Below are 21,311 nucleotides of genomic sequence, written 5' to 3'. Positions count from 1 at the left end.
TTTAATGGTGTTTAATATAAATAATTATATTTTAATTTTTTGTTAATTTTATGATAATTATAAAATTTTTATAAATTGCAAGACTGGATTTATGCCAGTTTACTACAAAACGAAACTATATAAAAATAAGATTGTGAAAAACTTTACAACAGTATTAAAAATTGCGCCTGCATTTTTATTGGCTAGTTCAATGATTCACGCGCAGACAAAGGACTCTATTACCAAAGAGAAAAAAATAGAGGAGGTTGTTTTGATTGGTTATGGTAAGCAGAAGAAGACGGATCTTACGGGGTCTATTACAGCTTTATCATCAGCTGATTTTAATAAAGGTGCGGTAACTACAGCCGAAGGACTCATCAATGGTAGATCTTCAGGTTTGGTAATTACCCAGTCCGGAACCCCAGGAAATGAAGCAACAATAAGAATTCGAGGTGGCTCATCTCTTAATGCAAGTAATGATCCTTTACTTGTTGTAGATGGACTTCCTTTGGATGGTGTTTCATTATCAACAATTAATCCTAATGATATTGAATCATTTTCAATATTAAAAGATGCAGCTTCAACGGCAATTTACGGATCGAGAGGATCTAATGGTGTAATCTTAGTAACTACAAAAAAAGGTAGTAAAAAACTAAGAGTCTCATTGAATTCATTTATGACCGTTAATACACTGGCAAAGAAAATTGATGTATATTCAGGAGATCAATTTAGAGAAATTATTACTCAGTACGCTCCGGATAAAGCCTTTATGCTTGGAAATTCTAATACGGATTGGCAAAAAGAGATTTTCAGAACCTCAGTAACGTCGGATATCAATGCCTCTGTTTCAGGAAGCCTTTTTGGGAAAGTTCCTACACGTTTTTCAATTGATAATCTTGATAATTCTGGATTATTGATGACATCTCGTTATAGAAGAAATACTGCTAACATAGCTATTAGCCCTAGCTTTTTTGACGATTATTTAAAATTTAATATTACAGGTACTTATTCTTATACTTTTCAAAATAAGGCAAGTGAAGATGCTATAAAAAATGCATTATCTTATGATCCTACGCAAAGTGTTTATGACTCTTCGTCTCCATATGGAGGTTACACAGAATGGACTACACCTGCTACAGGAAGACCGGTTGGTGTTTCGAATCCTGTAAGTATGTTGATGAATAGACATGATGTACAAAATTTCAAAAGATTTTTTGGAAACATCAATATGGATTATAAATTACATTTTTTTCCTGACGTTAGGTTAATCGTTAATGCAGGTATTGACAGCAAGGAATTGGATGGTCATGTTGTCGTTAATAAAAATTCGCGTAGTGGTTATTTTGGGGTGAATAATGTTTTTGATTATTATGGTGAAGATTCTTATTCTGATGAAAGTATTTTAAATAAAAATGCTAATCTACAATTGAATTATACGAAAACTTTTGGAAAATTTAATGTAGAGGCTTTAGCTGGTTATGAATATCAAAATTATCATAAAGTAAGCTCAACATCAGGAAATACATTACTTTACACTTTAGATCCAGCCAATAATTTCTATAATCCAGATTCTAAGCCAGATGTGAATCTACAGGCATTTTTTGGTAGATTAAATTTTGGTTTTGACAACAAATATCTCCTTACCGTTAATTACAGGAGGGATGGCTCTTCCCGTTTTAGCAAAAATAATCGCTGGGGAGATTTTGGTGGAGTTGCAGCAGCTTGGAGAATTTCTCAGGAAAATTTCTTAAAAGAAAGCACTACTTTGTCAGATCTGAAACTTAGAGTAAGTGTTGGTAAGACTGGTCAACAAGATATTGGAATTTATAGATACGATTATTTTAAAACGTATAATGTTTCTTCAACTTTATATTATCAATTCGGAAACCAATTTTATGAAATTGCAAAAGCAAATGGTTATAATGAAAATCTTAAATGGGAAGAAAGTGTAAAATATAATTTAGGACTTGATTTTGGGTTCTTGAATAATAGAATTAAAGGAACATTAGATTTTTATCTTGCCGATACAAAAGATTTATTATCGATTGTTCCAGAAGGTCCTTTAGAAAATTTAAGGATTATTGGTCCTAAAAATATTGGTTCACTTCAATCTAAAGGAATTGATCTAGGATTGGATGTAAAAGCTGTAAAGAAGGAGAATTTTAATTTAAGTTTTAATTATAACCTTTCTTATAATAATGTGGAAATTAAACAACTTGAAGTAAACGGAATTGATAAAGGAGGAGTTGGCTTAGGTGGTTTTGTTCAGACATTTAGAGAGGGATATTCTCCGTACGCTTTCTGGGTTTATCAACAAGTATATGATTCAAACGGGAAACCTATTGAGAACGCATATGTTGATAGAAATGGAGATGGTGAAATTACATCAGCAGATAAGTACAATTACAAAAAACCTCAGGCAGATGTCACTATGGGATTGATAACTAATATTACGATAGGAAAAAATTGGGATTTTTCTATGGGTTGGAGAGCGAGTTTGGGTAATTACGTTTATGATCAGATTTCAGCAGATAGATCTCATGTAAACCATATCAATAATACTGTAGATAATACGATTAACAATGCACCAGTAGATTTTAGTTTTACCAATTTTAGTACAGCAAACAAAATGTCAGACTATTACGTGAAAAACGGTAGTTTTTTAAAACTTGACAATCTTACTTTAGGATACACACTTAATAATTTCATTGGTAAAAATGCCTCTCTTAGAATATATGGTGCAGCACAAAATGTTTTAATCATTACTAAGTATAAAAATATAGATCCAGAAGTATTTAATAACGGTCTGGATAACTCAATTTATCCAAGAGCAAGAATGTTTACATTGGGGATTAATGCTAACTTTTAACACTAGAACAAATGAAATTAAATAAAATCAAAATATTTAGATTAAGAAATTTAGCCGTTGCGGGTATATTTCTTTTTATGACAACTTCATGTCTTAATGATTTGAATGTAGAAGTTAATGATGATGAATTATACACATCTGAACAATTCTATGCAAATCCTGATTCTTACAAGCAATTTCTTGCAAAAATTTATGCAGGATTAGCAGTAACAGGTCAGAAATCGGCTAATGGTGAATCTGATTTAGGATCGGAAGATGATGGTGGTCCAAATGAAGGATTTTCGCAATATTTAAGAGGATATTGGCAGCTTCAGGAACTTACTACTGATGAAGCTATTATTGCATGGGGTGAAAGTGATAACCCGACAATTCGTGATTTGAATTTCAATACATGGAATGCCGATAATGTTTTTAATGAAGCTTTTTTTGCTAGGGTATTTTTCCAGATAGGTTTGGTAAATGAATATTTGAGAGAAACAACCGATGAAAAATTAAATTCAAGAGGAGTTTCAGAAGAATTAAAAAAACAAATTAAAACTTTCAGAGCTGAAGCAAGGTTTTTGAGAGCTTTATCATATTATCATGCGATTGATATTTATGGTAAAATGCCCTTTGCTACGGAAGAAGATAATATAGGAACTGGAGTAAAACCGATTATGCAGTCAAGAGACTTCATGTTCAATTATGTTATCAATGAACTGAACTCAATAGAAAGTGAACTTCCCGCACCAAGAATGAACGAATACGGAAGAGCGGATAAAGCTGCAGTTTGGATGTTAAAAGCTAAACTTTATTTAAATGCAAAAGTTTATACAGGAACAGATAAAAGCACAGAAGCTTTAGCTGAAGTTGAGAAAGTAATAGGATCATCCTACAAAATTGCTCAAATTCCTTATGCAAATTTGTTTAAAGCAGATAATCATGTCAATGGTGCTCAAGATGAAATTATTTTCCCAATTGCTTTTGATGGTATAAGAACAAGAACCTATGGTGGCACCACATATCTTGTTCACGCAAGTTGTACCAATGAAGTAGGGGTAGGATTAGGTATTGATTTTGGTTGGCAAGGATTTAGAGTAAGACAGGAATTTATGCAATCTGTAGGAAATACAGATCCAAGAGTTATGAAAGTTGCTGGAAATACAGATCCAGCTTCTATCACAGATTATATGAAATTTGATCAAGGAACTAAATTGATTAAGTTTTCTAATAAAACTTCAACAGGAGCAAACGGAAGTGATGCAAATTTTGTTGATTCAGATTTTCCGTTATTTAGAATGGCAGATGCTTATCTTATGTATGCAGAGTTAGCGGTTGTTAATGGAAAAGGAAATTTAGCAACGGCACTTACCTATATCAATGCACTTAGAACAAGAGCTGGTGTTACAAGCGTTTCGCAATCAGCATTAACTCCTGATTTTATTTTAAATGAAAGGGGGAGAGAGCTATATTGGGAAGGTTATAGACGTCAGGATCTTATTCGTTTTGGTAAATATCTTTCGGGATATAACTGGCAATGGAAAGGAGGTAGTATGAATGGATCTGATCTTTCAAGTTTTAAACTTCTATTTCCTATTCCTAACAAGTATCTTAATTTAAATGGAAATTTATCTCAAAATCCGGGATATTAATCAACAATTAAAATATCATGAAAAAAACTTTAAAAATATTTATAATCTTGTTTGTTGGGTTTTTGATTACTTCTTGTGAAAAAGATGAAGATCAAGCTGTTCTGGGTGAGGGAACTAATCCAACTCTGTTAGCAGATGCAAATACTTTAATCCTTAAAAAGGAGGATGAAGCTAATAAAGCAGTAAAATTTGATTGGGTAAATCCACAATTCAATATTCAAGTTGCAGCTAGTAATACATTAGAAATTGCAAAAGCAGGAACTAATTTTGGAACATCAAAAAATGTCGATGTGATCGCTAAAAATCTATCAGTAACATATACTGTAGGTGATTTTAACAAAACATTATTAGATGGTGGATTTTTACCAAATATAAGTAATCAAATAGAAATCAGATTACGTTCGAAAGTTGGAAATTTGGTATTATATTCTAATACTGTATCTATGACAGTTACTCCTTATCTTACCGAGTTACCATCATTTTATATTGTTGGTGATGCCTCTGCGATTGGATGGAATGCTACAAGTGCACAAATGTTGTATAAAAAAGATAATTCCTCTACAATTTATACGTATTTAGAAAATGGAAAGTCATTTAGATTCTTAGGTCAGCAAGATTGGAATCCATTGAATTATAGCTTAGATGTAACAGGAATGAATGATGCCTATAAGTATTTTAAAACATGGTCTTCAAATTTAGTTGCGGCACCTTCTGAGAATATTCAGTTTACAGGTACTACAGGGATGTATAAAATTGCAATTAATGCCGATCCTGCACAAAAAACGATTACAGTTACTCCTTCTGTAATTAATAATTGGAATCCTACCAATCTTTATCTAGTGGGTACAGTTAATGGTTGGAATGCGAGTACAGCCATTCCCATGACAAATCTAGGAGGTGGTAAATTTGAACATATAATCTCTCTTCCTACAGGAACACAAATAAAATTCTTAGGTCAACAATCTTGGGGAGAGTTAGATTGGGGAAATATTGAGGGTGATGGTAATACAGGATATATCGCGCCTAAAGGGAGTAATGGAAATATTAATTTTGATGGAACAGGAGGTAATTATAAAATTTCTGTTGATGTGAAGATAGGGACTTACAAAATCCAACCACTTTAATATTAAGTTAATCTGAATTTATATAGCAAAGTGCCATATTATAAAAGCACTTTGCTATTTTTAAAGTTATAAATAGTCATTATGAAGAAAATTACAGTTGGAGCGTTATTGCTCTCAATGATGTTTGTGGGTGTTAATGCACAATCTTTAAAATCGCCGGACGGAAAATTTGAAATGGATTTCCAGTTGAAGCAGGGAGTTCCTTACTATAACCTTAAATACAATGGGAAAACTGTTGTTGAAGATTCTAAGTTAGGGTTGAGGTTATTTAAAGACGCTTCAATAAAATTTGCATCAGAAATTGCAAAACCGGAAGATGCTAAATTCGATTTGAACAATGGTTTTACAAAAGTTGATGAGAAACGTGATTCAAAAAACGAAACTTGGCAACCGGTTTTAGGAGAAAAGAAAAACTATATCAATCAATATAATGAATTGGCGGTTACCTTGAATCAGGCTTCTACGGACAGAAGTATTGTGGTAAAATTTAGATTGTTCAATGATGGATTAGGATTCAGATATGAATTTCCTCAACAGAAAAATCTGAACTATTTCACAATTCGTGAAGAAGATTCTGAATTCGATTTTCCTACAGATATGAAATCTTGGTGGATTGTTGCAGACTATGATTCTCAGGAATACAAATATCAGGAAACAAAAGTTTCTGAAATTCCTGCAAGATGGCCGGAAGCAGCAGATGCAAACGCTTCTCAGACTTTAATTAAAAATGCAGTTCAGTCTCCAGTAATGTTGAAAAAAGAAGGGAAAGAGCCTTTATATATCAACGTTGCAGAAGCTGCTGTTCTAAATTATCCGGCTTCTCATTTAGAAGTAGATGCTCAGAATTTCAAATTCAAAACTCACCTTACTGCAGACAGACAGGGAGCGAAAGGATATATTCAAACGCCTTCTGTTACCCCTTGGAGAACAATTATTGTAGCGCCAAAAGCAGAAGAAGTGATGGCATCTAAAATGATTTTCAATCTTAATGAGCCAACAAAATATAAAGATACCTCTTACATTCACCCGACAAAATATATGGGAGTTTGGTGGGAAATGATCATCGGAAAATCTCAATGGGCATATTCTACTGCTGAAAATGTACATATCGATAAAACAGATTTTTCAAAACTGACGCCAAATGGAAAGCACGCTGCCAATACAACCAAAGTAAAAGAGTATATTGATTTTGCAGCAGAAAATGGTTTCCAAGGTCTATTGATTGAAGGTTGGAATATCGGTTGGGAAGACTGGTTCGGGCATTCAAAAGAATTTGTTTTCGACTTTATTACCCCTTATCCAGATTTTAATATACAAGAGTTAAACGATTATGCACACTCGAAAGGTATTAAATTAATCATGCACCATGAAACTTCAGGTTCAGCGACAAACTACGAGAGATGGTCAGATAAAGCGTTCCAGTTGATGAACAAATATGGGTATGATGCAGTAAAAACAGGATATGTTGGAGACATCATTCCAAGAGGTGAACATCATTATTCTCAATGGACGATCAATCACTACTACAGAATTGCAGAAAAAGCAAATGAATATAAAATCATGGTAAATTCTCACGAATCTGTACGCCCTACAGGAGAAAGCCGTACTTATCCAAACTACATTTCTGCAGAAGCTGCTCGTGGAACGGAGTATGAAGCATTTGGAGGAAATAATCCGGATCACCAGACGATTCTTCCGTTTACAAGATGGATGGGAGGTTCCATGGATTATACACCGGGAATTTTCCAGACAAAATTAGATTACTATTTCCCTGGAGATACACGTTTCGTGAAAACTACACTGGTAAAGCAGTTAGCACTTTACGTGACAATGTATATGCCACTTCAGATGGCGGCAGATTTACCTGAAAACTACAAAAAGCACATGGATGCTTTCCAGTTTATCAAAGATGTGGCAGCTGATTGGGATGATACGAAAATCTTATCGGCAGAACCCGGAGATTACGTAGTAACAGCAAGAAAAGCGAAAGGTACAGAAAACTGGTTCGTTGGAGGTATTACAGATGAAAACAAACGTGATTACACAGTAGATTTCTCTTTCCTGAACAAAGGTCAGAAGTATGAAGCAACCATCTACGAAGATGGAAAAGATGCAGATTACATCAACAATCCTCAAAGCTATAACATCTACAAAAAGGAGATTACAAGCAAGTCGAAAATCAATTTTAAAATGGTAAGAAGTGGAGGTTTTGCAGTCTCCATTAAGCCTGTAAAATAAAAATATTTCTTAACTTTAGAATCCTTAAAGGTTTTGCCTTTAAGGATTTTTTCCTTTTATAAATGATATGTAATGAAGTTGATGCCTAAAATTTTTAACAAGCAGAATATATTTCTTCTTTTATTGATTGTAATGGTTATGATGGCCAAATTTCTTCCGTTTCAGGAATCTTACAACACCTATTTTAATCTCTCTGCTTTTATCGATTGGGGAATTGCCGGGATTTTTCTGTTGTATGGTTTAAAGCTGAACCTGAAAGAAGTGGTAAAAGACGTTTCCAATTGGAAATTACATTTGCTTATTCAGTCAGGAACATTTATTCTGTTTCCTCTATTGGTCTTGGTATTTTATCCTTTTATAAAAGATACACAATATTATAATATTTGGCTTTCCGTATTTTTTCTGGGGAGTTTACCATCAACCGTTTCTTCATCTGTGGTAATGGTTTCGATTGCAAAAGGGAATGTGACTTCAGCGATTTTTAATGCTTCAATTTCAGGTTTAATAGGAATTATTATGACACCGCTTCTCATGAGTTTTTTTCTGGTTTCCAATTCGTCATCGGGAAATCAGACTGAAATTATCGAACAGCTTTTAATTAAAGTGTTACTGCCTATTATTTTAGGTGTTTTGTTAAATCCCTTATTCAAAAAATGGTTGACAAAGTACTCAAATATTATCGCAGAGTTTGACCGATTGATTATTTTATTAATCGTTTATGAAAGTTTTTCAAGCGCATTTATCGAAAATATCTTTGTTTCGGTTCCTTCAATAGTATTTGTAGTATTGGCTTTCAGCGTTGTGTTTTTGTTCTTTACAGTCTATCATATCCTTAAATTTCTCGCTGAAAGATTAAATTTTAATACGAAAGATGTGATTACAACAACATTTTGCGGCTCTAAAAAATCTTTGGTTCACGGCAGCTTATTTCTGTTGGTACTGGGAATTCCAGATGAGCAAAAAGTATTGTTTCTTTTACCGGTAATGATTTACCATAGTTTCCAGTTGTTTTATGTGAGCTGGTTAGCAAATAAAATTGCAAAACGTATGGAAATTATTGAACCTTAATTATAGTTTAAAAATGATAAAATTACTCTCCAAAATAGTTATGTTGTCTGTTTTTGCCTCTTTTTCAATAGTGAAATCACAATCAGTAAAAGAAGTTTTAAAACAAAATGGCACTTTCAGAAAAGATATGACTTTCGCTATTAAAAGCGACTCAAAAGAAACCTATCTACCTGTTACGATTATCAAAGGAAAAGAAAAAGGACCTGTTTTCAGTATTGTAGCAGGAATTCACGGGTACGAATATCCACCGATTATTGCAGTTCAGGAATTGTTAAAAGAAATCAAGCCTGAAAATATAAAAGGAAGTTTAGTGATCATTCCGATTGCAAATGTTGAGTCTTTTCAAAAAAGAACCCCTTTTATCAATCCTTTGGATGGTAAAAATTTAAATAATATCTTTCCAGGATTACAAAACGGAAGTCCGACAGAACAAATCGCATATTTAATCACAAAAGAAATCATTTCTAATTCTGATATATTTCTCGATATTCATGGAGGAGATGCGAATGAAGATCTGCTTCCGTTCGTTTGCTTTTATAACAGAGAAGATAATTTAGAAAAAACAAAATTAGCATTAAAGCTGTCCGAAGCTTCCGGAATGAAAAATATAGTTTCATATCCTTATCATTTAAAACCCTCAGATGTTTCTAAATATGCGTTCAAAGAAGCAACTCAAAAAGGAATTACTGCATTGAGTATTGAAGCAGGAAAACTGGGAACAGTACAAAATGAAAGTGTACATTTAATTAAAAGTTCCGTTTACAGAATGTTGAAATTTTCAGGAAATTACACAGGGAAAATTCCTAAAACCAATGTTGCTGAAATACAGACTTTCTTCAATGATCAAAATTATGTCCGTGTTCCGGAAAACGGAATTTTTTACAGTACTTTAAAAAGTGGAGATAGTGTGAAAACCAATCAGATTTTAGGCTATATTACAGATGAATTTGGAAATAAAAAACAAGATATTGTCTCAGAAGTAAATGGAACGATATTATATAAAATAGGAACCCCACCGGTAAATAAAGGAGAAACATTATTCTGTATAGGATACACGAAATAAAAAATAATATGAAAAAAATATATACAATCATAGCACTTTCAGCAGCTGCATTTGTCTTTTCTCAAAAACCTTTAGACAAAGTAGAACCTGCGTTTTGGTGGAAGGGAATGAAAACCCCGGAACTGCAGATCTTAGTCTACGGAAAAGATATTGCTAAAAATGAAATTGAGCTTTCGGACGGAGTTCAGATTAAAGATATTCAAAAAGTTGAAAATCCGAACTATGTTTTTGTAACGGTAAATACCCACGAAATTAATGTCCCGAAATTTAAGATTACCATTAAGAACGGGAAAAAAAATATAGGCTCTTACACCTATGAATTAAAACAGAGGATCCCCAATTCTGCGAACAGAGAATCCTTTACCTCAAAAGATGTCATGTATCTGATCATGCCGGATCGTTTTGCGAATGGAGATGAAAAAAATGATTCAAGTCCGAATCTGACAGAGAAAGCAAACAGAAGCCTTCCTAATGGTCGTCATGGGGGAGATTTAAGAGGAGTGATCAACAATCTTGACTATATTCAAAACTTAGGAGCAACATCTGTTTGGCTAACTCCTGTAAATGAAGACAACGAAAAGGTATATTCCTATCACGGATATGCTCAGACAGATTTATACAAAATCGATGGGCGTTACGGAACCAATGAAGAGTACAAAGAACTTTCCCAAAAATTAAACCAGAGAAATATGAAGCTGGTGATGGATTATGTAACCAATCACTGGGGAATTTCCCATTGGATGATCAAAGATTTGCCGACAAAAGATTGGATTCATTGGTTTAAAGATGGAGAAAACGGGTTTAAACGTTCCAATTACAAAACAACGACCCAATTTGACACCAATGCCTCTGAAATAGATAAAAAGCTCGCTTTAGACGGCTGGTTTGATACCACAATGCCTGATATTAATCAGAAAAATCCGTTGGTGCTGAAATATCTCACACAAAATGCAATTTGGTGGATAGAATATGCCGAATTGGGAGGTTTCCGCGTAGATACATATCCTTACAACGATAAAGAAGCGATGGCGAAATGGGCAAAAGCGATCACCGATGAATATCCGAAGTTTAATATAGTAGGAGAGACGTGGTTGTATACAGCAGGTCAGATTTCTGCGTGGCAGAAAGATTCCAAAACAGGAGAAGCAGCCAATTACAATTCTTATTTACCTTCCGTAATGGATTTTATGCTGTATGGAGACTTACCCAAAGCATTAAAAGAAAAAGAAGGTTGGGATTCAGGATTGGTAAAGGTCTATAATGTTTTCACAAGCGATTTCCTGTATCCGGATATCAATAATGTAATGGTTTTCTTGGAAAATCATGATACAGAAAGATGGAATGAAATCTTTAATGCAGATCCGAAAGCGTATAAACTTGGTTTAACCTTAATTTCAACCGTTCGTGGAATTCCACAAATCTACTATGGCTCCGAAATAGGAATGCGCGGTGATAAAAACAAAGGTGGCGATGCAGATATCAGAAGAGATTTTCCTGGTGGATGGAAATCTGATTCGCAAAATGCTTTTAATCTGGCTTCTCAAACCTCTGAACAAAAGGAATTTTATCAGTTTACTCAAAAATTACTGAACTGGAGAAAAGGAAGCGAAGTCATTCATACAGGAAAAACTAAAAATTTCGTTCCTCAGAATAATGTTTTTGTGTATTTTCGATATAATGAAAAAGAAAGTGTGATGGTTGTTCTAAATAATGATGAAAAAGAACAAAAATTAAATCTGAAACATTTTGAAGAATCATTGAAAGGATTTTCAAAAGGAAAAGATATACTTTCTGATAAAGAATTTTCATTACAGAAAAACCTAATCATACCGGCAAAAACATCAATGGTTATTGAATTAAAATAAATGTAAACAAGATCTAAACTTTTTTACTTTGCTGAGTGAAACGCCTTTGCGAACTTTTAGAGTTTAGTATTCAAGAAAAACTTAGCGCTCTTTGCGTTAAAAACAAATAAATTAAAAATGAAAAAAACTAAAATATTCTTTGTCTTAATCCTGTTTGTACTGAACTTCACCACCATTTCGGCTCAAGCGAAATTTGAAAAAGAAAAAACGGATATTGGCACAATGCTCGATGGTTTTAATGTTGCAGCAGCAAAAGCAGATTTCAATACGTACTTTAATTATTTTGCTGATGAATCCACATTTATCGGAACAGATGCCACCGAAGTTTGGGATAAAAAAGCCTTTATGGTTTGGGCAAAACCTTACTTTGATAAAAAAAGAACCTGGAATTTCACCTCATTAAAAAGAAATATCTATTTCAGTAAAGACGGAAAACTGGCTTGGTTCGATGAATTATTAGATACCCAAATGAAAATTTGCCGTGGTTCAGGAGTCGTTGAAAAGATCAATGGACAATGGAAAGTAAAACAATATGTACTTTCCGTAACGGTACCTAATGAAGTGGTAGATAAAGTGGTGGTAGAAAAAACACCGATAGAAGATGTATTAATTCAAAAACTGAAGCAATAATGGCGGAAATGGTTGGCAAAAATGGTGGGGGTAAATTTGGTAGAGTTGTAAAACCAAATTTATCCATGCTTCAAATCATCAATATGAGCATGGGATTTTTAGGAATCCAGATGGCATTTGGCTTGCAAAACGGAAATGCAAGTAGAATTCTGGCTAATTTCGGAGCGGATGTTCATGAATTGTCATGGTTTTGGTTGGTAGCACCGATTACAGGATTGATTGTTCAGCCGATTATTGGCCATATGGGCGACAACACTTGGAGCCCGTTGGGAAGAAGAAAACCATACTTTTTAATTGGAGCAGTTTTATGTGCAATTGGTTTGGTTATGCTTCCGAATGCGGCTTCCGCAACACAAATGATGGCAGCAAATGTTTTATTATTAGCAGTTATTTTCCTTGCGATGATGGATGCTTCAATCAATGTGGCAATGGAGCCTTTCCGTGCATTGGTAGGAGATATGTTGCCAAAACATCAAGGAACAATTGGTTTTTCAGTACAGACTATTTTAATCGGAATTGGAGCGGTGATTGGTTCATATTTACCGGACTGGTTAACCAGATTAGGGGTTTCAAACGTAGCTAAAGCAGGCTTTGTAGGAGATAATGTCATTTATTCTTTCTATGTAGGGGCAGGTTTTCTTTTGCTAACCATACTTTACACCATTTTTACTACAAAAGAATATTCCCCACAAGAATTTGCAGCATTTGAAGGAGGAAAAGAGATTGAGGAGCAACCATCAAAGCTTACAGATATTTTCAAAGACTTCTCAAATATTCCTTCCCAGATGAAAAGATTGGGAGCCGTTCAGTTTTTCTCATGGTTTGCATTATTTACGATGTGGGTATTTACGACAAGTGCTTTGGCAACACATCATTTTGGGCTTTCCCCGGATGATACGCATTCAAAAGCTTTTAATGATGCAGGCGATTTGACGGGAAAATTATTCGGAATGTACAATCTTTGGGCAATTCCGTTCGCATTTCTATTGACTCCTATAGCTAAATGGATCGGAAAAAAACAAACCCATGCATTAGCGTTAGCGTTTGGAGGAATTGGATTGATTCTCATGTATTTCATTAAAGATGTAAATTATCTTTGGATTTCAATGGTAGGTTTAGGATTTGCATGGGCAAGTATTTTGGCTATGCCTTATGCAATGTTGATTGAAGTGATTCCACAAAAGAAAATGGGGGTTTATATGGGTATTTTCAACTTTTTTATTGTGATTCCTCAAATCATCAACGGGATTTTTGGAGGACCAATTGTAAGTGGAATTTTTGGAAAACAGGCAATCGATTATGTGGTTGTCGGAGGTGTTTGTATGCTATTGGGAGCAGTACTCACTCTGTTTTTCATTAAGTCAGAAGATGAAACTCCAACAGAAGTTGAAAAAGAAATTCAACAAGTACATTTTTAAAATAAAGTTGTAATAAAATATAGAATTTACTATTTGCTTTAATTTTAAAAGTAAATAAAGAAAGGTGATTGAAGAGATTTTCGATCACCTTTCTTATTGATCTTTATTTTAATATTTCCTTAATTTTTGAGTTATTTTTTTTAATAAAAACAATATCTTTGCGTGTACTTTTTACTAAAAACAAGAAACTAACGAAAAACATGAAAAAAAACTTACTTTTTGTAGCTATACTTGCCAGTATAGTTACTATGAAAGCTCAAACTGGTAATGTCGGAATCAACACACAACAACCCACCGAAACTTTAGATGTCAATGGAACCTTACGTGTTCGTGCATTAACTGACGGAAGTAGCTCTACTACTTATGATCAGGTTTTGGTGATGAAAACAGACGGAACAATAGGTAAGGCTTCAAGATCTTCTCTTGGAAGTTCTGCATCCAGCGCTTTAGTGAAAACAACGATTGAAATTGCAGGTATAAATTGTAGTACAGGAGGATTGAAGGTTGAAAGCGGGCTGGATATTAATGCCAATGGAATTCTGGATCTATCAGAAGTTACAAGCACAAATTACGTTTGTAACGGGATATTAGGTGTACAGGGAATACAAGGGGCTCAAGGTCCGGCCGGAGCAATAGGTCTTAATTACAGAGGTGCATATAGTGCGGTTAATAGTACATATACTAATAGAGATGGGGTAACGTATAATGGATCCTACTATATGTATATTAATTCAACTTCGGGATTAATTGGACAAACACCGGGAAGTTATCCTGCTACTTGGGCACTTATTGCTTCTGCTGGAGCTACAGGAGCCACAGGTGCTGCAGGAAGTGGTTTATCTAATGGTACTGGAGCAGGACAGATTTACTTAACAGGTTCTACGGCTCCATATGCTCCTCAGTCTCCACAAACTGCTACCGGAGATGTTCTTATCAGTAGTACGGCTGTAACTACAATTGCAACTAATGCAGTCACTACAGCTAAAGTTGCGGATAATGCAATTACTTTGGCTAAAATATCTGCAACAGGAACTAAAGATAATACGACATTCCTTAGAGGAGACGGAACTTGGGATACGCCAATAGCAACAGTTGCTGACGGCTCGATAACAGATGTTAAAGTTAACTCTTCTGCCGCTATTGCCTATAGTAAACTGGCACTTACTAATAGTATACAAAATGCAGATATTCAGGCTAATGCAGTAACGACAAGTAAAGTTGCAAATAACACAATTACCACTGCTAAAATTTTTGACGGTTCTGTTACTACAGCTAAAGTTGCAGATAATGCAATTACTTTAGCTAAAATATCAGCAACAGGAACTCAAGATAATACGACATTCCTTAGGGGGGACGGAACTTGGAATACGCCAATAGCTACGGTTGCTGACGGCTCCATAACTGATGTTAAAGTTAACGCTTCTGCTGCTATTGCCTATAGCAAATTGGCACTGAGTAATAGTATACAAAATGCGGATATTCAAGCTAATGCAATTACGACAAGTAAAGTTGCCAATAATACGATTACCACAGCTAAGATTTTTGATACTTCTGTTACTACAGCTAAAATTGCGGATAATGCGGTTACTTTAGCTAAAATATCAGCAACAGGAACTAAAGATAATACAACATATCTTAGAGGAGACGGAACTTGGGCGACCCCATCAGGAGGAGGGAGTGCTGCAGATAAAGTTCAACTTTTAAGTTCGAATACCGGAACTATTACAGACTTAGAGGTCAGAACAATTGTTATGAATCTTGGTGGAGCAGCTGTCTCGGTTGGTAATTTAACTATACCTTCGTCATCCAGTTATGCTGCCGGAACAATTTTATATTTCAGCATCTATAATTTTACAGGATCATCTACAACATGGACAATTACTTCACCCAATTCAATATTATATTCTGGAAATACTGCATTAAGTAATGGAGTGTCAATGTCAAGTGGGGTCGGATTAGGTGCAAGTATATCTGGTTTTAGATTAATGGCAGATGGAAATGGCAACTGGATCAGATTGTTGTAAATTTTCCAAGACTAGATTTTTATAAAAAAATATATTAAAAAAGCGAGTTCAATTTGAATTCGCTTTTTTAATTAAATTTAGGATATAGAATAATAAAGCAGATAAGACTAAAATCCTTTCTTACCCTACATCAACATTTTCTCAGTTCGCACACCGTACATTTGTAGCATAAATAATCACAATATGAAAACAGTATATCATAAAGCAGACACAAGAGGTCATGCAAATCACGGATGGCTAAATTCTTATCATACATTTAGCTTTGCAGGATACCAAAATCCTGAAAGAACAAATTTTGGAGTGTTGAGAGTATTGAACGACGACACTGTTACTCAGGGAATGGGATTCGGAACACACCCTCACAGAGATATGGAAATCATTTCAATTCCTTTGGAAGGAGATTTGGAACATAAAGATTCGATGGGAACCACTGCCGTTATCCAGAAAGGAGAAATTCAGGTGATGAGTGCGGGAACAGGAGTGATGCACAGCGAATACAATAAAAATAAAGATCAGGCTGTGAAATTTCTTCAAATCTGGGTTTTCCCAAGAGAAGTAGGAGTAGAACCTAGATATGACCAAAAAAGCATTAAGGAAGGAGAAAAAATCAACGGATTTCAACAGATTCTTTCACCCAATAAAAATGATGACGGAGTTTGGATTCATCAGGATGCTTGGTTTAATCTGGCTAATTTTACCAAAGGAAACGGTAAAAACTATATGCTCAATAAAAAAGGAAACGGAGTCTATGCTTTCGTATTAAAAGGAAGCGCAAAAGTAGGTGACAGAATTTTGAATGAAAGAGACGGTTTAGGAATTTGGGATACTCAAAGTTTCAATATCGAAGCCGTTGAAGATGCTGAAATTCTTTTAATGGAAGTTCCAATGGATTTACCAGCTTATTTAAAATAGTTGAAGACAAACAATTTCGCAAAATAAAAATTCCCCTCCATTGGAGGGGTGGCGAAAATTTAGAAAGAATTTTTGACGAGGTGGTTAAAAACATAAAATATTAGATTTTAACAAAAATCTTCCCGACATTTGCGTCAACAATTAAACAAGAACTTATTTTAAAAATAATATAGAAAACAATGAAAATTTTAGCAATAGCAGGAAGCAATTCCGAAACATCAATCAATAAATTATTAGTTTCTTACGCCACTTCGTTAATTGAAAATGCAGAAGTAGAAATCGTTGACATGAATGATTTTGAAATGCCTATTTATAAACATCAGAGAGAAGTAGAAAGCGGTGTTCCTCAACAGGCTGTAGATTTTGCAGCAAAAATAGATACAGCTGACTTACTTTTAGTTTCTTTATCTGAGCATAACGGAACATATTCAACAGCATTTAAAAATGTATTCGATTGGACTTCAAGAATTAAAAACAGAGCCGTTTGGAATGAAGTTCCGATGCTATTAATGGCTACAGCTCCTGGTGGAAGAGGAGGTCTGGGAGTTTTGGAAGCTGCAGAAAAGCGTTTTCCTTTGCACGGTGGGAATATCGTAGATACTTTTACGCTTCCTTTCTTCAATGATAATTTTGATAAATCGGCTCAGAAGATTTCTAATGAAGAGAAAGACAGCGAATTAAAAGATAAAATTAAGAAAATTTCTGCGATCGAATCTATCCTTGAAAAATAGATTTGAATATTAACTTAAAATTAATATCTTTGCAAAAAAGAAAAAAGATGAAAATTCAGACTTCCTTTAATCAATATTTTTCCAAGAAAGGGAATATTGTGGGCTCTGAAATTCTGAGATAAAACAACGGCCGATAATCTACTAAGATTGTCGGCTTTTTTGTTTTCTAAATTTGAATAAATGTAAAAAATAAAATGTACCAATTTATCAGTGTACCAATTTATAATTGAATACATTGTTACATGGCTAAACTGTTACATTGCTAGATTATTTAAAATATTATGAGCAACACTTACAAATCAGCAGGAGTAGACAAAGAAGAAGGATACAAAACAGTTGACAAGATTAAAAAAGCTGTCGGCGAAACACACAATTCAAATGTATTGAATCATTTGGGAAGTTTTGGTGCTTTCTACGAAATCGGAGGGTACAAAAATCCTGTTTTGGTTTCAGGAACAGACGGTGTGGGAACAAAGCTAAAAGTAGCTTTAGACTCAAAAAAATACGACTCTATCGGAGTAGACTGTTTCGCAATGTGTGCCAATGATATTCTTTGTCACGGTGCAAAACCATTATTCTTCCTAGATTATTTAGCTTGTGGAAAACTGGATTCAGAAATCGCTGCTGAAATCGTTTTAGGAATGGTAGAAGCTTGTAAAGACAACAACTGTGCATTAATCGGTGGAGAAACTGCAGAAATGCCGGGAATGTACCAACCTGGAGATTATGATGTTGCAGGATTCTGTGTAGGAATCGTTGAAAAAGACCAGATTATTGACGGTTCAAAAATCAAAGCTGGTGATAAAATCATCGCATTGCCAAGTTCAGGTTTCCACTCAAACGGATTCTCTTTGGTAAGAAAAGTTTTCCCTGATTTCAATGAAGAATTTGAAGGAAAACCTTTATACGAAACACTTTTGGTTCCAACAAGATTATATTATCAAGATATTCATAAAGTACTTCCTGAAGTAGAAGTTGCAGGTATCGCTCACATTACGGGTGGTGGATTGTACGAAAACATTCCGCGAATTATCGGTGATGGACTATGTGCTTCAATCGACGCTTCAAAAATTCAGATTCCAAGTATTATGCTGGAATTGGAAAAAAGAGGAGGAGTAGCTCGTGAAGAAATGTTTGGAACATTCAATATGGGAGTTGGAATGATCGTAGTAGTAGATGCTGAAAAAGCTGAAAAAGTACTAAGCCTTCTTGACGATGCTTACGAAATCGGAGAAATCACAGAAGGAAGCGAGAAGATTGATTTGAAATTTTAAATAAATAGAATGTAGTAGTAGAAAGTGGGCTTAAGATAAACAACCTAACTTCTAACTTCTAACTTCTAACTTCTAATTAATGAAAAACTTAGTTATACTCGTTTCAGGTTCAGGAACCAATCTTCAGAGAATCATTGATACCATTGATAATGGAGAAATCCAGAATGCAAAAATATCTTTAGTGGTTGCTGACAGAGAATGTTACGGACTGGAAAGAGCAGAAAATCATAACATAGATAACGTTTTAATTCCAAGAGGTAAAAACTTCAGCAGTGAATTGAGTAAAATTATCCCAGAAAATACAGATCTAATCGTATTGGCTGGATTTTTATCCATTCTAAAACCTGATTTTTGTGAACTTTGGAAAGGGAAAATTATCAATATTCATCCAGCTTTGCTGCCAAAATTCGGAGGAAAAGGAATGTGGGGACATCATGTTCACCATGCAGTAATTGAAGCTAAAGAAAAAGAAAGTGGAGCAACCGTACATTTCGTAACTTCAGGAATCGATGAAGGAGAAGCTATTCTTCAAAAATCATTTGAAGTCACAGAAAATGATACTCCGGAAACACTCGCTGAAAAAGTTCATATCATTGAATATGAGATTTTTCCAAAAGCAATTAATAAAGTATTGAATAATAATTAACTACAAATTATTAACGATACAAAAATTCCCATCCTTTGGAGGGGTGTCAAAATTCAGAAAGAATTTTGACGGGGTGGTTAAAAAATACACCATCTTTTTAGATTAAAAAACACATTTAGATTTTAATTATTTCGAAAAACAAGAAAAAATCTAAGTAAAATAAAAGTAAAATCGGAGGTGAAAGACCCGATTTACAGTTTGAAATAGCTGTAAAAAGTAAAAAATCGAAAGAAAAATGAGCAAAAAAAGAGTTTTAATCAGTGTTTCTGACAAGAGCGGATTAATCGAATTCGCGCAGTTTTTGGAAGCCCAAAACTATGAATTGATTTCTACGGGAGGGACGTTCAAACATTTGAAAGACGCTGGTTTAAATCCAATTCAGATTGATGAGGTTACCAATTTCCCTGAGATGTTGGACGGAAGAGTGAAGACGTTGCACCCGAAAGTTCACGGTGGATTGTTGGCGGTTCGTTCAAACGAAGAGCACATGAAAACAGTTCAGGAGCACGAAATTGGTCTGATTGACATGGTGATTGTGAATCTTTACCCTTTCTTCGAGAATGTAAACAAAAACATTTCTCTTCACGAAAAGGTAGAGTTTATCGACATCGGAGGTCCTTCAATGCTTCGTTCTGCGGCTAAAAACTTTGATTCTGTTACGGTAATTACTGATGTTGAAGATTATGCAGCAGTGAAAATCGAAATGGAGCAAAACGGTGACACGTACATCGAAACACGTAAAAAGTTAGCAGGAAAAGTATTCAACCTTACTTCTGCTTATGATGCAGCTATTTCAAGAATGCTTTTAGAGGAAGAATATCCAACGTATCTGAATGCATCTTACAAAAAAGTTTCTGACCTTAGATATGGTGAAAATCCACATCAGACAGCTGCTTATTACGTTTCTACTTTTGAAAACGGTGCGATGAAAGATTTCGAACAATTGGGAGGTAAAGAATTGTCTTTCAATAATCTTCGTGATATGGATCTTTGCTGGAAAGTGGTGACTGAATTCAAAGAAGAAATGGCTTGTTGTGCTGTGAAGCACTCTACACCTTGTGGAGTTGCCATCGGAACTTCAGCTTTGGAGACATATACAAAAACTTTCGAGTGTGATCCGGTTTCTATCTTTGGAGGAATTGTTGCAATGAACTACAAAATCGATGCGGCAACAGCTGAAGAATTAAACAAAACATTCCTTGAAATTGTAATGGCTCCTGAATTTGATGAAGAAGCTTTGGAAATTTTAAGAAAGAAGAAAAACTTAAGAATCATAAAAATCGTAAACCCTGTTTCTGACAAACAAACTTGGGTGAAAATCGATGGAGGAATCTTGGTTCAGGATAACGACAGCATCTTCTCGGATGATATTAAAGTAGTAACTGAAACTCAGCCTACAGAAGAGCAGAAAAAAGCATTATTATTCTCTCAGAGAGTAGTAAAATATGTAAAATCTAATGCGATCGTTGTTTCTAATGGAATTCAGGCTTTCGGAATCGGAGGTGGACAGGTAAACAGAATCTGGGCTACTCAACAAGCGATTGAAAGAGCAAAAGAAAAATTTACAGGAGACTTAGTTTTGGCTTCAGATGCATTTTTCCCTTTCCGTGATGTAGTAGATTTCTGTGCTCAGGAAGGAATTACTGCGATTATTCAGCCAGGAGGAAGTGTAAAAGATCAGGACAGTATTGAAGCTGCAAATGAGCACAAAATTCCGATGATGTTTACTGGTGTTAGACATTTTTTCCATTAATTAAAATAGAATTAAAAAATAGTTTTGAGATTGTATTTATAGCATTCAAAATTATATATTTGTACAATTAAGACTAGATAATAAAT

Annotated in this window: 15 protein-coding genes; all 15 read left to right on the top strand. The window is 34.5% G+C overall.

Annotated elements, in window-relative coordinates:
- Positions 1-133: 133 nt before the first annotated feature.
- The 15 genes from RM51_RS05330 (at position 134) to purH (ending at position 21,225) form a co-directional block, all read left to right on the top strand.
- On the top strand, positions 134-2,848 hold the full coding sequence (locus tag RM51_RS05330) for a SusC/RagA family TonB-linked outer membrane protein (protein ID WP_039366472.1): 2,715 nt from the start codon (positions 134-136) through the stop codon (positions 2,846-2,848).
- An 11-nt stretch (positions 2,849-2,859) separates the two neighbouring features.
- Positions 2,860-4,479, top strand: coding sequence for a RagB/SusD family nutrient uptake outer membrane protein (locus RM51_RS05325; RefSeq protein WP_039365881.1), 1,620 nt, complete (start codon positions 2,860-2,862; stop codon positions 4,477-4,479).
- 47 nt (positions 4,480-4,526) lie between these two features.
- The gene (locus RM51_RS05320; RefSeq protein WP_228375778.1) at positions 4,527-5,603 is read left to right on the top strand and encodes a SusE domain-containing protein; all 1,077 of its coding nucleotides are present in this window, start codon (positions 4,527-4,529) and stop codon (positions 5,601-5,603) included.
- Positions 5,604-5,684: 81 nt separating this feature from the next.
- Positions 5,685-7,841: a glycoside hydrolase family 97 protein gene (locus RM51_RS05315; protein ID WP_039365877.1), complete on the top strand. Its 2,157-nt coding sequence runs from the start codon at positions 5,685-5,687 to the stop codon at positions 7,839-7,841.
- 72 nt (positions 7,842-7,913) lie between these two features.
- Positions 7,914-8,909, top strand: a complete 996-nt coding sequence (locus RM51_RS05310; protein WP_039365876.1) for a bile acid:sodium symporter family protein — start codon at positions 7,914-7,916, stop codon at positions 8,907-8,909.
- 13 nt (positions 8,910-8,922) lie between these two features.
- Positions 8,923-9,972, top strand: coding sequence for a M14 family metallopeptidase (locus tag RM51_RS05305; RefSeq protein WP_039365874.1), 1,050 nt, complete (start codon positions 8,923-8,925; stop codon positions 9,970-9,972).
- Positions 9,973-9,980: 8 nt separating this feature from the next.
- Positions 9,981-11,837 carry a glycoside hydrolase family 13 protein gene (locus RM51_RS05300; protein WP_039365872.1) on the top strand — a complete coding sequence of 619 codons (1,857 nt, stop codon included), beginning with the start codon at positions 9,981-9,983 and terminating at the stop codon, positions 11,835-11,837.
- Between the two features lie 117 nt (positions 11,838-11,954).
- Positions 11,955-12,467 carry a nuclear transport factor 2 family protein gene (locus RM51_RS05295; RefSeq protein ID WP_039365869.1) on the top strand — a complete coding sequence of 171 codons (513 nt, stop codon included), beginning with the start codon at positions 11,955-11,957 and terminating at the stop codon, positions 12,465-12,467.
- On the top strand, positions 12,467-13,885 hold the full coding sequence (locus tag RM51_RS05290; RefSeq protein WP_052248408.1) for an MFS transporter: 1,419 nt from the start codon (positions 12,467-12,469) through the stop codon (positions 13,883-13,885). The genes RM51_RS05295 and RM51_RS05290 overlap by 1 nt, the downstream gene beginning before the upstream one ends.
- A gap of 200 nt (positions 13,886-14,085) precedes the next feature.
- A complete protein-coding gene (locus tag RM51_RS05285; RefSeq protein ID WP_131667047.1) occupies positions 14,086-15,909 on the top strand; it encodes a beta strand repeat-containing protein in 1,824 nt (607 codons plus the stop codon).
- A 183-nt stretch (positions 15,910-16,092) separates the two neighbouring features.
- Positions 16,093-16,821 (top strand): pirin family protein, encoded by a 729-nt coding sequence (locus tag RM51_RS05280; RefSeq protein WP_039365866.1) that lies wholly within the window; start codon positions 16,093-16,095, stop codon positions 16,819-16,821.
- 179 nt (positions 16,822-17,000) lie between these two features.
- Positions 17,001-17,552: an NADPH-dependent FMN reductase gene (locus RM51_RS05275; RefSeq protein ID WP_039365864.1), complete on the top strand. Its 552-nt coding sequence runs from the start codon at positions 17,001-17,003 to the stop codon at positions 17,550-17,552.
- Positions 17,553-17,833: 281 nt separating this feature from the next.
- On the top strand, positions 17,834-18,826 hold the full coding sequence (gene purM / locus RM51_RS05265) for a phosphoribosylformylglycinamidine cyclo-ligase (RefSeq protein ID WP_039365860.1): 993 nt from the start codon (positions 17,834-17,836) through the stop codon (positions 18,824-18,826).
- Positions 18,827-18,905: 79 nt separating this feature from the next.
- Positions 18,906-19,472 carry a phosphoribosylglycinamide formyltransferase gene (gene purN, locus RM51_RS05260; RefSeq protein WP_039365858.1) on the top strand — a complete coding sequence of 189 codons (567 nt, stop codon included), beginning with the start codon at positions 18,906-18,908 and terminating at the stop codon, positions 19,470-19,472.
- A 235-nt stretch (positions 19,473-19,707) separates the two neighbouring features.
- Entirely contained in the window at positions 19,708-21,225 is a 1,518-nt protein-coding gene (purH, locus tag RM51_RS05255; RefSeq protein ID WP_039365856.1) for a bifunctional phosphoribosylaminoimidazolecarboxamide formyltransferase/IMP cyclohydrolase, read from the top strand.
- Positions 21,226-21,311 lie beyond the last annotated feature (86 nt).

The sequence above is a fragment of the Chryseobacterium taiwanense genome, assembly GCF_000813825.1.
In the GTDB taxonomy this organism is placed as follows: domain Bacteria; phylum Bacteroidota; class Bacteroidia; order Flavobacteriales; family Weeksellaceae; genus Chryseobacterium; species Chryseobacterium taiwanense.
This window is presented reverse-complemented; position numbering and strand designations above follow the sequence as displayed.

What these genes read in the sequence shown, in the direction of transcription:
- RM51_RS05310 (WP_039365876.1), top strand. Translation starts at nt 7,914, where the DNA reads ATGAAGTTGATGCCTAAAATTTTTAACAAGCAGAATATATTTCTTCTT.
- RM51_RS05285 (WP_131667047.1), top strand. Translation starts at nt 14,086, where the DNA reads ATGAAAAAAAACTTACTTTTTGTAGCTATACTTGCCAGTATAGTTACT.
- RM51_RS05305 (WP_039365874.1), top strand. Translation starts at nt 8,923, where the DNA reads ATGATAAAATTACTCTCCAAAATAGTTATGTTGTCTGTTTTTGCCTCT.
- RM51_RS05295 (WP_039365869.1), top strand. Translation starts at nt 11,955, where the DNA reads ATGAAAAAAACTAAAATATTCTTTGTCTTAATCCTGTTTGTACTGAAC.
- RM51_RS05290 (WP_052248408.1), top strand. Translation starts at nt 12,467, where the DNA reads ATGGCGGAAATGGTTGGCAAAAATGGTGGGGGTAAATTTGGTAGAGTT.
- purH (WP_039365856.1), top strand. Translation starts at nt 19,708, where the DNA reads ATGAGCAAAAAAAGAGTTTTAATCAGTGTTTCTGACAAGAGCGGATTA.
- RM51_RS05325 (WP_039365881.1), top strand. Translation starts at nt 2,860, where the DNA reads ATGAAATTAAATAAAATCAAAATATTTAGATTAAGAAATTTAGCCGTT.
- RM51_RS05275 (WP_039365864.1), top strand. Translation starts at nt 17,001, where the DNA reads ATGAAAATTTTAGCAATAGCAGGAAGCAATTCCGAAACATCAATCAAT.
- purM (WP_039365860.1), top strand. Translation starts at nt 17,834, where the DNA reads ATGAGCAACACTTACAAATCAGCAGGAGTAGACAAAGAAGAAGGATAC.
- RM51_RS05300 (WP_039365872.1), top strand. Translation starts at nt 9,981, where the DNA reads ATGAAAAAAATATATACAATCATAGCACTTTCAGCAGCTGCATTTGTC.
- RM51_RS05315 (WP_039365877.1), top strand. Translation starts at nt 5,685, where the DNA reads ATGAAGAAAATTACAGTTGGAGCGTTATTGCTCTCAATGATGTTTGTG.
- RM51_RS05280 (WP_039365866.1), top strand. Translation starts at nt 16,093, where the DNA reads ATGAAAACAGTATATCATAAAGCAGACACAAGAGGTCATGCAAATCAC.
- purN (WP_039365858.1), top strand. Translation starts at nt 18,906, where the DNA reads ATGAAAAACTTAGTTATACTCGTTTCAGGTTCAGGAACCAATCTTCAG.